Raw genomic sequence first — 11,444 nt, forward strand, 5'->3', positions numbered from 1 at the left:
GTGCAGCAATTCCGCCGAGCAGCGCTGCATCACGGCGCTCGCACGCGCGATTGGGTTGGTCATGTAGAAATCCTGGATCGGATAAGCGGCGATGGCACCGCCGGCGGAACCACCACCTGACGGCAGAACGCTTCCGTAGTCCGCCAAGCCTTCGATGCCAAGAGCCGGAACAGCCGCGATCATCGCACTGCGCAATTCTTCGAAGCTGTCGAAACCGACAGACACTCCGAACGCATCCGCAAGGGCGCGCAGGATCGTCCAATCCTCACGCGCGTCACCGGGCGCAAAAACCGCCTTGTCGGCAAACTGCACCCGTCCCTCGGTGTTCACGTAAGTGCCGGACTTCTCGGTGTAGGCGGCCGCGGGCAGGATCACGTCCGCCGCATGTGCGCCCTTGTCACCATGATGGCCGATGTAGACGATCATCGAGTCTACGAACTTGGTGTAGTCCACTTCGTCTGCGCCCAGTGCCAAGACGACCTTGGGCTTTGCATTCACAATATCGGCCAGACCACCCTTCTGCGCGAAGCCCAGCATCAGCCCGCCCATACGGCTCGCCGCCATGTGCAGTACGTTGAAGCCGTTCCACTGGGTGCCATCATCCAGGTCACGCACCAAGTTAAGGCTGCGAGACAACGCAAGCGCCGCACCAAGGCCGCCACCGCCCAGCCCTGCTCCGCCGACGATCATTGCCGGGCGCTTGGCTACGCCGAACGCATCGGTGACATGCTGTGGCAGAGCGCCCAGCAGCGAACGATCTGTGCCCAGGAACTCACCGCCGAAGGTGGTCTCCCACTCGGCACCGATCAGGAAGACCTTCGCCCCGCGCTTGACCGCCTTGCGGATGCGCACGTTCACCAGCGGCGCTTCCCACCGCACCATCGACCCGACGATCAGGATGACGTCAGCCGTCTCGATGCCATTGAAGGTGCTGTTGAAATTGACCGCAGCCATGCTGTCGGTCGCATAATCCATGCCGGTCTGGCGGCCCTCCAATTGGCTGGAGCCCAAAGCGCCCAACAGCGTCTTGGCCGCAAACATGGTTTCGCAATCGACCATGTCGCCCGCAATTGCCGAGATGCTGTTCCCGGGGTTTAGCGAACCGACCGCAGCGAATGCTTCGGCCCACGTCGCCGGCTGCAACTTGCCATCCCGGCGGATCCACGGGCGGTCCAACCGCCGCTTCGTCAGGCCATCGACCTGATAGCGGGCCTTGTCGCTGATCCACTCTTCGTTGACGTCGTCATTGATGCGCGGGAGGACGCGCATCACTTCGCGGCCGCGCGCATCGATACGGATGTTCGCGCCGGTCGCATCGGAAACGTCGATACCCAGCGTCTTCTTCAGTTCCCATGGCCGAGCCTCGAAGGCGTAGGGCCGGCTTGTCAGCGCGCCGACCGGGCACAGGTCGATCACGTTGGCCGAAAGCTCGTGCTTGGCGGCATGCTCTAGATACGTGGTGATCTGCATCTGCTCGCCACGATAGAGCGCGCCGATCTCGTCTACGCCCGCGACTTCTTCGGAAAAGCGGACGCAACGCGTGCAGTGGATGCACCGCGTCATCTGCGTCTTGATCAGCGGGCCCATGTACTTGTCGGTCACGGCGCGCTTGTTCTCATGGTAGCGCGAGCCGCCACGGCCGTAAGCAACGGACTGGTCCTGCAGGTCGCACTCACCGCCCTGGTCGCAGATCGGACAGTCTAGGGGGTGGTTGATGAGGAGGAACTCCATCACCCCTTCGCGCGCCTTCTTCACCATCTCGGAGTCGGTGCGGATTTCCTGGTTGTCGGCAGCGGGCAACGCGCATGAAGCCTGCGGCTTGGGCGGCCCGGGCTTCACCTCGACCAGGCACATGCGGCAGTTGCCGGCAATGCTCAGCCGTTCGTGGTAGCAGAACCGGGGAATTTCCTTGCCGGCCAGTTCACAGGCCTGCAGCACGGTCGCCCCGTTCGGAACCTCGATCTCGACGCCGTCGACTTTGACCTTTGGCATTACTCGGCGGCCTCTTGCAGCGAACCAAGCCGCTCTTCGATGCGGCGCTCGATTTCGGGACGGAAGTGCTTGATAAGGCCCTGGATCGGCCACGCGGCGGCATCGCCCAGCGCACAGATGGTATGGCCCTCGACCTGCTTGGTGACCTGCTGGAGCATGTCGATTTCCTCGACGTGCGCCTCGCCGGTGCGCAGGCGTTCCATGACGCGCCACATCCAGCCGGTGCCTTCCCGGCACGGCGTGCACTGGCCGCAGGACTCATGCTTGTAGAAATAGGACAAGCGGCTGATCGCGCGCACGATGTCGGTGGACTTGTCCATGACGATCACGGCGGCGGTGCCGAGGCCCGATCCCACAGCCTTGAGACCGTCGAAATCCATCGGCGCGTCCCAGATTTGCTCGGCAGGCACCAGAGGCACGGACGAACCACCTGGGATCACGGCAAGCAAGTTGGCCTTGCCACCGCGAATGCCGCCGCAATGCTTTTCGATGAGCTCGCTGAAGGGAATGCTCATCGCTTCTTCAACGACGCAGGGCTTGTTCACGTGGCCGCTGATCTGAAAAAGCTTGGTGCCGCGATTGTTTTCTGCGCCGAAGCTGGAGAACCAGCTAGCCCCGCGCCGCAGTATCGTGGGTGCGACGGCGATCGATTCGACATTGTTGACCGTGGTCGGGCAGCCATAGAGGCCCGCGCCGGCCGGGAACGGTGGCTTCAGACGGGGCTGGCCCTTCTTGCCTTCCAGGCTCTCGATCATCGCGGTTTCTTCACCGCAGATATAGGCGCCAGCACCACGATGGACGAAGACGTCGTAATCGTAGCCCGAACCAGCCGCATTTTTGCCCAGCAGACCGGCGTCGTAGGCCTCCTGCACGGCGGCGAAGAGCGTCTCGGCCTCACGGATGTATTCACCGCGAATGTAGATATACGCGGCACGAGCGCCCATCGCGAAGCCGGCGACCAGCGCGCCTTCGATCAGCTTGTGCGGATCGTGGCGGATGATCTCGCGGTCCTTGCAGCTACCAGGCTCGGACTCATCGGCATTGATGACCAGGAAGCTGGGCTTTGGATTGCCTGCGGCGTCCTTGGGCGGTTCCTTGGGCATGAAGGACCATTTCATGCCGGTGGGGAAACCCGCGCCGCCACGGCCGCGAAGGCCGCTGTCCTTCATTTCCTGAATGATCGCGTCACGCCCGCGCGCGATCAGGTCTTTCGTGTTGTCCCAATCACCACGGGCTTGCGCCGCGCTGAGGTTCCACGGCTGATAGCCGTAGACATTGGTGAAGATGCGATCCTTGTCGGCGAGGCTCATGCCCACTCACCCCGATAGTCATGGTTCTCGTTGGCCATGGCCGTCAACGTCGAAAGCGCGCCGGCCGGTTCCACCGTATGGCGGCCTGGCTCCTGTGTGCCGGCCTTGGGCGTCTCACCCCGGGCCAACGCGTCGAGGATGGCGTCCATCCGCTCCGGCGTCAGGTCTTCATAGTTGTCGTCGTTGATCTGCACCATCGGCGCGGATGCGCAGTTGCCCATGCATTCCACCTCGGTGAAGGTCCATAGGCCGTCGTCCGTCGTATGGCCTGCATGCATACCGCGCTTCTCGCACGTCGCAATGATGTCGTCCGAACCGCGCAACATGCACGGCGTCGTACCGCAGACCTGCACATGGAAGCGCCCCACCGGCACGAGATTGTACATCGTGTAGAATGTGGCGACTTCCAGCACGCGAATCACCGGCATGCCGAGTTCGCGCGCGACGTACTCGATCACTGGTATCGGCAGCCAGCCTTGCGTGTTGGTTTCCTCACCCACCTGGCGCTGTGCATAGTCCAGCAGCGCCATCACGGCGGAGCGCTGACGCCCTTCGGGATAGCGCGCGATTGCCGCCTTGGCCTTGTCAGCCCAGCTTTGCGCAAAGGTGAAATTGCCCCACCGCGCCCGCAGCTCGGGCGTATCGGGTGCGATGGAACGGTCGGCCATTAGCGAACAAACTCCACGCGAGAGCACTTGTCGCCCTCGAAACTGTAGATCGACATTACTTCGAAGGGCTCGGCTTCCGGAGAGCGAGAGACTGTCTCGTGCAGAACAACGAAATCACCCAGAGCATAACCCTTAACGATCTCGGCCTTATTCTTGGGAAACTCGGCAAACATCGCCTTCAGACCCGAACGCACGCCTTCGCGCCCGTCACGCAGAACCGCGCCGCGATAGCCTGCTTCGCAGGCGTCCTCAGTCATCAACGCCACATACGCGTCGGCATCCTGCGCATTGTAGTGTGCGATCATGGCCTCGGCGATGGCAAGGCGATCAGCCATGCTTGCTCTTTCTCTTCAACCACTGGTCCTGCGCGAACAGGAACATCTCGAAGCCGCCGATCGCCGTCACCAGCATCGGCAGCAGGTCGGACGACTTGAAGCCGAGATAAAGCGCCGCGAAGTACCAGGCGGCCAGCGCCAGTCCCGTCAGCATTGCCCAAACCCGCGTCATATCGAACATCTGCGCCTTCATACTTCGTACTCCCACCATCCCCGCTACGCTCACCCGAAACAGGGGGTCCCACCCCGCCTGTCTCGGAATTCAAAACTCTATGTGGCTTCCTTCACAGCCACCGGCCTTCCCACGATTGCCCAGATCAGCATGCCGACCCAAACGATCCCGGTCCATCCCAGCAGAAGGTTGAGTACGAAAACCAACCACTTCTGCACATGTCCCCGAGCGAATGCGATGATGCTCGGAAGAAATCCGATCGGCACGACGACCGCCATAACGATCACCCAATGCCAGATCGAAACACCGTCCATTACCGATCGCACTCTCCGAACACGACGTCGATCGCACCCAGAATAGCGGTGGCATCAGGCAGCATGTGCCCCTTGCACATCATGTCCATCGCCTGAAGGTGCGAAAAGGCAGTGGGCCTGATCTTGCAACGGTACGGCTTGTTCGAGCCGTCAGAGACCAGATACACGCCGAACTCACCCTTGGGGCTCTCGGTCGCGACATAGACTTCGCCGGCGGGGACGTGAAAGCCCTCGGTGTAGAGCTTGAAGTGATGGATCAACGATTCCATCGAACTTTTCATCTCGGCGCGCTTGGGCGGCACGACCTTGCGGTCGGTCGACGCGATCGGCCCTTCCGGCATCTCGCGTAGACACTGCTTCATGATGCGGGCCGACTGCCGCACTTCTTCTACACGGACCATGAAGCGGTCATAGCAGTCGGAGTTGGTGCCTACGGGAACTTCGAAATCCATGCGATCGTAGACATCGTAAGGCTGGCTTTTACGCAGATCCCACGGAATGCCGGCAGCACGGATCATAGGGCCCGAAAAGCCCCAGGCGATCGCATCATCACGGCTGACCAGCGCGATATCGACATTGCGCTGCTTGAAGATGCGATTATCCACCACGAGGCTCATCGCGTCATCGAACAGCTGCGGCAGGCGCGTATCCAGCCAGTCACCGATATCGGTCAGCAGCTTGAGCGGCACGTCCTGGTGAACACCGCCCGGACGATACCACGCGGCGTGCATGCGTGCGCCCGAAGCCCGCTCGAAGAAGTTCATGCAATCTTCGCGGATTTCGAACAGCCACAGGTTCGGCGTCATCGCGCCCACGTCCATGACGTGGCTACCCATGTTGAGCATGTGATTGCAGATGCGGCTTAGTTCGGCGAACAACACGCGCAGGTACTGTGCCCGCAGCGGCACCTCGATATTGAGTAGCTTTTCCACCGCGAGCACGTAGCTGTGCTCCATGCACAGCGGCGAACAGTAATCCAAGCGATCGAAGTACGGCAGCGCCTGAAGATAGGTCTTATGCTCGATCAGCTTTTCGGTGCCGCGATGCAGCAGGCCGACATGCGGATCGACACGCTCGATCACCTCGCCGTCCAACTCCATCACCATGCGCAGCACGCCGTGCGCCGCCGGGTGCTGGGGACCGAAATTGATCGTATAATTGTCTACCGCCTCGCCCGTGGTGGTGGGCGAGCGTTCCAGAGTCATTCCGCTCATGATTAGCTACCTTCCGGCGCCGGGCCGCTGCCCGCTTTGTCCGAAGCCGCGCCGTCAGCGGGGCGATCGTCACGCTTCGCCGTGGGATCGGGCGCACCCGGCTCGGCTTTGTCGGTTGCCTTCACGGCAGTGGGCACCACCTTTTCGTGTGATTTTCCTTCCGCAGGAGCGCCTGCCCCGGTTTGCTTCGGACTTTCCGTGACCTTGGCTTCAGCGATCGGCGGCGTTCCCGCCTTCTCGTCACCTGGGAGCACGTAATCCGCGCCTTCCCAAGGGCTCATGAAATCGAATGACCGCAGATCCTGCGCCAGCTTCACCGGTTCATAGACGACGCGCTTGTCCTCCTCGGAATAGCGCAGTTCGACATAGCCGGTCAGCGGGAAATCCTTGCGGAACGGATGCCCCTCAAAGCCATAGTCGGTGAGGATGCGGCGCAAGTCCGGATTGCCGGCGAAAACCACGCCGTACATGTCAAACACTTCGCGCTCGAGCCATCCCGCGACCGGCCACAGCGTGGTGACGGTCGGCACCGGCGTATTCTCGGCAGCCGAGACCTTGACCATCACGCGATGGTTCTTCGTCAACGACAACAGCATGTAAACGACTTCGAAACGCTCTGCGCGCGACGGATAATCGGCACCGGCGATCTCCATCAGTTGCTGGTACTGATGGTCATCGCGAAGCAGGCGCAACGCCTCTTCCACGCGGTCCCGCTGAACGGTTAGGACGACTTCGCCCATCTCGTCCTTGGCGGAGACAAGCATCGAGCCGAGCGCCGACGAGAGACTGTCAAGCACGCCTTCGTTCGAGGCGAAACGGGGTGCTGAATGCAGAACGGCCATCCTCAGCGCTCCAGCGTGCCGACGCGGCGGATCTTACGCTGCAACTGCATCACGCCGTAAAGCAGCGCCTCGGCAGTGGGCGGACAACCCGGCACGTAGATATCGACCGGCACGATCCGATCGCAGCCGCGCACGACGCTGTAGCTGTAATGGTAATAACCACCGCCGTTGGCGCACGATCCCATCGAGATGACGTACTTAGGGTCCGACATCTGATCGTACACGCGGCGCAGCGCAGGAGCCATCTTGTTGCACAGCGTACCCGCCACGATCATCACGTCCGACTGGCGCGGGGAAGCGCGCGGGGCGACGCCGAACCGCTCCATGTCGTAGCGCGGCATGTTGACGTGAATCATCTCGACCGCGCAGCAGGCGAGACCGAATGTCATCCACCACAGCGAACCGGTGCGGGCCCACTGGAACAGCTCTTCCGTACTGGTAACGAGGAAGCCCTTGTCGGACACTTCCTGGTTCAGCCCGTTGAAGAACGACTGGTCAGGCGCCGTTTGCCCTTCGGGCAAATGGCCGTCCTTGCGGAATTGGGTGACGAGATCGGTCATTCCCAGTCCAAAGCTCCCTTTTTCCACGCATAGGCAAGGCCGATTGCCAGCTCGCCCAGGAACACCATCATGGTGATCCAGCCAGGCCAGCCCGTCACATCCAGCGAAACCGCCCAGGGGAACAGGAACGCCGCCTCAAGATCGAAGATGATGAAGAGGATGGCGATCAGATAGAATCGCACGTCGAACTGGCTGCGCGGATCTTCGAATGCGGGAAAGCCGCATTCGTACTCGCTCAGCTTGTCGGCGTTGGGGTTGTGCGTGCCCGTCAGCCGCGCCACGCCCATGGGCAGGAACACGAACGCCGAGGAAAGTGCCAGCGCGATCACCAGGAAAATCAGGATCGGCAGGTATTGCGAGAGATCGACCAAAGTTCTGACTCGTTGCGATAACCGGTTGCACCGCGCCCTAGGCTTACCCGTTGCGCGGTGCAACCCCGGGAGCCGTTCAAATCCTCAGCAGCATGATGCGTTCCTGCGAGCAGAAACGCTTTGTCGGACAACACCAGAGGTTTCCGCCCGACAATTGTGTTCTATATACCCCGTGCGGCGCTGCAATGCCAATGCCGCATTGCACAAATACCCTCGCGTGCAATCGTCCGTGACCTCATTGTGAAAGATCGCCCATGGCTCAGATTTCCGCCGCTGACCCTATCGTGATTCTATCTTACGCGCGCACGCCGATGGGCGGGATGCAGGGCGTACTCGCCGATGTCTCCGCGACAGACCTGGGAGCGACCGCGGTAAAGGCCGCCGTCGAGCGCGCTGGAGTCGAGCCCGAAGCGATCGAGCGCATCTACATGGGCTGCGTTCTGCCGGCCGGGCTGGGCCAGGCACCGGCGCGCCAGGCCGCGATGAAGGCGGGCCTGCCAAAGTCCGTGCAGGCGACGACCGTGAACAAGGTTTGCGGTTCGGGCATGCAGACGGTGATCATGGGTGCCGAGGCGCTGGCCGCCGGTTCGATCGACCTCGTGGTCGCTGGCGGCATGGAGAGCATGACGAACGCGCCCTACCTGACCAAGAAGCACCGCAGCGGCGCGCGCGCGGGCCATGATACGCTGTATGACCACATGTTCCTCGACGGGCTGGAAGATGCCTACGAAGAAGGCCGGGCGATGGGCAGCTTCGCGCAATGCACCGCCGACGAATATCAGCTGACCCGGCAGGATCAGGACGCCTACGCAATCGAATCGCTACGGCGAGCTCAGGCGGCCATCGCCGATGGGTCGTTCGCCGATGAGGTCGTGCCGGTGACGGTGAAGACTCGTAAAGGCGAGGTAATCGTCGACAAGGACGAAGCCCCCGGCAAGGGCCAGCCCGACAAGATCCCCCAGCTGAAAGCCGCTTTCGCCAAGGAAGGCACGATCACCGCCGCCACGTCCAGCTCGATCTCGGATGGTGCCGCCGCCGTCGTATTGACCCGCGAAAGCGAGGCCAAGGCCAAGGGGCTGACGCCGCTTGCCACGATCGTGGGTGTCGCCGCCCATGCGCACGAACCTGCCAAGTTCACCACCGCGCCGGTCGGTGCCGTCACCAAGTTGCTCGATCAGGTGGGCTGGAGCATCAATGATGTCGACTTGTTCGAAGTGAACGAGGCCTTCGCCTGCGTCGCCATGTTCGCGATGCACGATCTTGGCATCCCACATGACAAGATCAACATCCATGGCGGTGCGACCGCGCTGGGCCATCCGATCGGCGCGTCGGGCACGCGCATCATCGTCACCCTGCTCTCGGCATTGAAGCAGAAAGGCTTGAAGCGCGGCGTGGCGACGCTTTGCATCGGCGGTGGCGAGGCAACGGCCATAGCGGTCGAACTTCGCTGATAATCTAGGAGACGGTTCCTCCGCCGCCGGGGGACCGTCTCAGGGGTTGCCGGTGCCCCATAGCCGGTCTTCGGGCGCGAAGGCTTTGTGGCCGTCGGCGTCAAACTGGCACCAGCCCGCATCGCAATCGCCCAGCAGGCCCACGACGCCCGGCTCCACTTTCCATTGCAGATGCGATCCGGACTTCGGCTCGGCGCGCATGTCCACGTCGCCCTTCCCCTTGATCATGGCGGCGCGCTGGCGAGACAGCAGCAAATCGCGCATCCAACCACGCTCGCCATCCGGGTCCTCGATCAGCCGCCAGGGCCCTTCCTTGCGCAGCACTTTGACGGGCAAGTGCGGCCGCCGATAGATCCAGGAAATACGATAGCTGTCCCCCGGACCGACTCGCATGTTCGCCACGTCCGCGTCTATCGATGCCCAATAGGGCACACCCTGATCGTCCGCATGGGCGGGAAAAGCAGCTGCCATGGACAGGGCTAGAGCGAGGGCGAGACGGGGACGCAAGGCGGGCATGGCCGTTGCATAGACCCGCGAAGAACCTCGCTTCAAGGCTTGTGATGCGCCGATCGCTCCGCTCGTCGCGCTCTGCCGTATCGCTTAGCTATTGGGCAACCCGGCGGTAACCAAATCCTGACGTTAAGCGGCTAATCGTTCGGATGGACGCGGGGCTATGCGTCGGGAGGATGCCGTTTTGAATCCGATACGCCGCATAATGTCTTCAGCAATCCTCATGGTCGCCGTCACGCCGATGGTCGCGCAGGCGCAGGACATTTCCGCTGCCCCCGGCGAGTCTGGCGACACGGCTTGGCTGCTGGCCGCGACGGTCTTCCTGCTCCTGGCCGGATTACCCGGCGTCGCGCTTTTCCAGGCGGGTCGTGCCCGCACCGGCGCGTTCGTGGCCACGATGGTCCAGACCGCCACGATCGCCGCCGCCGTGTCGCTCGCGTGGGTGCTCGTCGGCTATACGCTGGCGTTCGGCACGGTGACGGCTGGCTGGCTGGGTAGCGGCAATGCGTGGATGCTGATCCAACTCAGCGACTTGCGGGACGGCCTGACCGTACCCGAAAGCGCCTTCGCATTCTTCCAGATCGCTTGCGCAATCGTGTGTACCGCCTTGATTCCAGGCGCCTGGTCGGGGCGCGCTCGGTTTGGATGGGTTATCCTGTTCGCCACGCTGTGGAGCCTGATCGTGCTGGCGCCGGTGGTCCACTGGTTGTGGGGTGGCGGCTGGTTGGCGGCGGCTACCGGTACGATCGACTTTGCCGGCGGAATGGCGCTCGAAGTGTCGGCCGGCACGGCGGCTCTGGTCACGGCGATCCTGATGGGGCGCGGCCTGGACTTCGATGACCCGCGCAACTTGCGCTTGTCGCCGATCACCTTGGCGGGGGCGTTCCTGCTGTGGTTGGGTTGGCTGGCGCTTTGCGGCGGCTCGGCCTTAGCGGCGAACGACGACGCCGCCGCCGCCCTGCTCGCCACTCACGCCGCCGGATGCGCGGGCATGCTGACCCGTCTCCTGATCGATCGCCTGCGCCGCCAACCGCCCCGGGCGGAATCCGCCGCGATGGGCCTTGTCGCCGGTCTCGCCGCAATCGCGCCGGCGGCGCTGACCGTATCCCTGGGCGCGGCGGCGGCGATCGGAGCTATCGGAGCGGCGCTTGCCGTCGGATCAGCAGCCCTCATCCGCCGGATCGGCATCGACGATCGGCTCGGCGTGTTTTCCCTCTTCGCCGTGCCTGGAGCGGCGGGCTCAGTGCTCGTCGCTATATTCATCGCGCCTGCACTGGGCGGCACCGGCTATGACGATACGATGAACCCCGTCGCGCAGCTTGTGGCACAAGTGATCGGCGTCGCCGTGGTGATGACTTGGTCCGCCATCGGCAGCACGATCATCGCCCTCGCCGCCTCGCTCGCGTTCCCGATGCGAGTGAGCGAGAGTTCCGAAGAGGCCGGCCTCGACGCTGCCATTCACGGCGAGGCCTAAGCGATCAGTCGCCGGTCAGGATGCGATCGACCAATTCCTTAACAGTCGGCGTGAAGCCGTTGGAATAGAACGGATCCTGCTTGAACTTGTAGGCCGCGTGCCCTGCGAACATCAGGTTCTCGTCAATCGGGCCGCCATGTGCGATGTCCTGCAGGGTCTTCTGGATGCAGAAGCTGCGCGGATCGGCCAAGCGACCCGTGGTGTAATCGTCATGGTCCTTCCAGGACGAGA

General features: G+C 62.7%; 13 protein-coding genes and 1 pseudogene. 2 read left to right on the forward strand and 12 right to left on the reverse strand.

Annotated features, from left to right (window positions below; genetic code table 11):
- The 10 genes from nuoG to ACHWRX_RS12180 form a co-directional block, all read right to left on the reverse strand.
- Positions 1-1,992, reverse strand: a 1,992-nt coding sequence (gene nuoG / locus ACHWRX_RS12135) for an NADH-quinone oxidoreductase subunit NuoG (RefSeq protein WP_394659388.1), incomplete at its 3' end; no start/stop codon positions are given.
- Positions 1,992-3,302 (reverse strand): NADH-quinone oxidoreductase subunit NuoF, encoded by a 1,311-nt coding sequence (gene nuoF / locus ACHWRX_RS12140; protein ID WP_394659389.1) that lies wholly within the window; start codon positions 3,300-3,302, stop codon positions 1,992-1,994. The genes nuoF and nuoG, both read right to left, overlap by 1 nt.
- The gene (locus ACHWRX_RS12145; protein ID WP_183616402.1) at positions 3,299-3,970 is read right to left on the reverse strand and encodes an NAD(P)H-dependent oxidoreductase subunit E; all 672 of its coding nucleotides are present in this window, start codon (positions 3,968-3,970) and stop codon (positions 3,299-3,301) included. Before ACHWRX_RS12145 ends, nuoF begins: the two co-directional genes overlap by 4 nt.
- The gene (locus ACHWRX_RS12150; RefSeq protein ID WP_394659390.1) at positions 3,970-4,305 is read right to left on the reverse strand and encodes a nuclear transport factor 2 family protein; all 336 of its coding nucleotides are present in this window, start codon (positions 4,303-4,305) and stop codon (positions 3,970-3,972) included. Before ACHWRX_RS12150 ends, ACHWRX_RS12145 begins: the two co-directional genes overlap by 1 nt.
- Positions 4,298-4,498 carry a hypothetical protein gene (locus tag ACHWRX_RS12155; protein WP_183616400.1) on the reverse strand — a complete coding sequence of 67 codons (201 nt, stop codon included), beginning with the start codon at positions 4,496-4,498 and terminating at the stop codon, positions 4,298-4,300. Before ACHWRX_RS12155 ends, ACHWRX_RS12150 begins: the two co-directional genes overlap by 8 nt.
- Before the next feature lie 77 nt (positions 4,499-4,575).
- The gene (locus tag ACHWRX_RS12160) at positions 4,576-4,791 is read right to left on the reverse strand and encodes a superinfection immunity protein (RefSeq protein ID WP_183616399.1); all 216 of its coding nucleotides are present in this window, start codon (positions 4,789-4,791) and stop codon (positions 4,576-4,578) included.
- On the reverse strand, positions 4,791-6,005 hold the full coding sequence (locus tag ACHWRX_RS12165) for an NADH-quinone oxidoreductase subunit D (RefSeq protein ID WP_394659391.1): 1,215 nt from the start codon (positions 6,003-6,005) through the stop codon (positions 4,791-4,793). Before ACHWRX_RS12165 ends, ACHWRX_RS12160 begins: the two co-directional genes overlap by 1 nt.
- A gap of 2 nt (positions 6,006-6,007) precedes the next feature.
- Complete coding sequence (locus tag ACHWRX_RS12170; RefSeq protein WP_394659392.1) at positions 6,008-6,847, reverse strand: NADH-quinone oxidoreductase subunit C; 840 nt, start codon at positions 6,845-6,847, stop codon at positions 6,008-6,010.
- A 2-nt stretch (positions 6,848-6,849) separates the two neighbouring features.
- On the reverse strand, positions 6,850-7,407 hold the full coding sequence (locus tag ACHWRX_RS12175) for an NADH-quinone oxidoreductase subunit B family protein (protein WP_058737851.1): 558 nt from the start codon (positions 7,405-7,407) through the stop codon (positions 6,850-6,852).
- Positions 7,404-7,778: an NADH-quinone oxidoreductase subunit A gene (locus ACHWRX_RS12180; RefSeq protein WP_058737850.1), complete on the reverse strand. Its 375-nt coding sequence runs from the start codon at positions 7,776-7,778 to the stop codon at positions 7,404-7,406. The genes ACHWRX_RS12175 and ACHWRX_RS12180 overlap by 4 nt, the downstream gene beginning before the upstream one ends.
- Positions 7,779-8,032: 254 nt before the next feature.
- Here ACHWRX_RS12180 and ACHWRX_RS12185 point away from each other — a divergent pair, with 254 nt between their 5' ends.
- On the forward strand, positions 8,033-9,229 hold the full coding sequence (locus ACHWRX_RS12185) for an acetyl-CoA C-acyltransferase (RefSeq protein WP_288414641.1): 1,197 nt from the start codon (positions 8,033-8,035) through the stop codon (positions 9,227-9,229).
- Between the two features lie 39 nt (positions 9,230-9,268).
- Here ACHWRX_RS12185 and ACHWRX_RS12190 read toward each other — a convergent pair whose 3' ends face one another.
- On the reverse strand, positions 9,269-9,700 hold the full coding sequence (locus ACHWRX_RS12190; RefSeq protein WP_153001005.1) for an SH3 domain-containing protein: 432 nt from the start codon (positions 9,698-9,700) through the stop codon (positions 9,269-9,271).
- Between the two features lie 244 nt (positions 9,701-9,944).
- Here ACHWRX_RS12190 and ACHWRX_RS12195 point away from each other — a divergent pair, with 244 nt between their 5' ends.
- Positions 9,945-11,213, forward strand: a complete 1,269-nt coding sequence (locus tag ACHWRX_RS12195) for an ammonium transporter (RefSeq protein ID WP_394659393.1) — start codon at positions 9,945-9,947, stop codon at positions 11,211-11,213.
- Positions 11,214-11,217: 4 nt separating this feature from the next.
- Here ACHWRX_RS12195 and ACHWRX_RS12200 read toward each other — a convergent pair.
- Positions 11,218-11,444 (reverse strand): annotated as a pseudogene (locus ACHWRX_RS12200) (nitronate monooxygenase); the annotation flags it as partial.

The sequence above is a fragment of the uncultured Novosphingobium sp. genome, from assembly GCF_964277725.1.
GTDB lineage: Bacteria > Pseudomonadota > Alphaproteobacteria > Sphingomonadales > Sphingomonadaceae > Novosphingobium > Novosphingobium fluoreni.

What these genes read in the sequence shown, in the direction of transcription:
- ACHWRX_RS12170 (WP_394659392.1), bottom strand. Translation starts at nt 6,847, where the DNA reads ATGGCCGTTCTGCATTCAGCACCCCGTTTCGCCTCGAACGAAGGCGTG.
- ACHWRX_RS12145 (WP_183616402.1), bottom strand. Translation starts at nt 3,970, where the DNA reads ATGGCCGACCGTTCCATCGCACCCGATACGCCCGAGCTGCGGGCGCGG.
- ACHWRX_RS12175 (WP_058737851.1), bottom strand. Translation starts at nt 7,407, where the DNA reads ATGACCGATCTCGTCACCCAATTCCGCAAGGACGGCCATTTGCCCGAA.
- nuoF (WP_394659389.1), bottom strand. Translation starts at nt 3,302, where the DNA reads ATGAGCCTCGCCGACAAGGATCGCATCTTCACCAATGTCTACGGCTAT.
- ACHWRX_RS12165 (WP_394659391.1), bottom strand. Translation starts at nt 6,005, where the DNA reads ATGAGCGGAATGACTCTGGAACGCTCGCCCACCACCACGGGCGAGGCG.
- ACHWRX_RS12195 (WP_394659393.1), top strand. Translation starts at nt 9,945, where the DNA reads ATGTCTTCAGCAATCCTCATGGTCGCCGTCACGCCGATGGTCGCGCAG.
- ACHWRX_RS12160 (WP_183616399.1), bottom strand. Translation starts at nt 4,791, where the DNA reads ATGGACGGTGTTTCGATCTGGCATTGGGTGATCGTTATGGCGGTCGTC.
- ACHWRX_RS12155 (WP_183616400.1), bottom strand. Translation starts at nt 4,498, where the DNA reads ATGAAGGCGCAGATGTTCGATATGACGCGGGTTTGGGCAATGCTGACG.
- ACHWRX_RS12150 (WP_394659390.1), bottom strand. Translation starts at nt 4,305, where the DNA reads ATGGCTGATCGCCTTGCCATCGCCGAGGCCATGATCGCACACTACAAT.
- ACHWRX_RS12185 (WP_288414641.1), top strand. Translation starts at nt 8,033, where the DNA reads ATGGCTCAGATTTCCGCCGCTGACCCTATCGTGATTCTATCTTACGCG.
- ACHWRX_RS12190 (WP_153001005.1), bottom strand. Translation starts at nt 9,700, where the DNA reads ATGGCAGCTGCTTTTCCCGCCCATGCGGACGATCAGGGTGTGCCCTAT.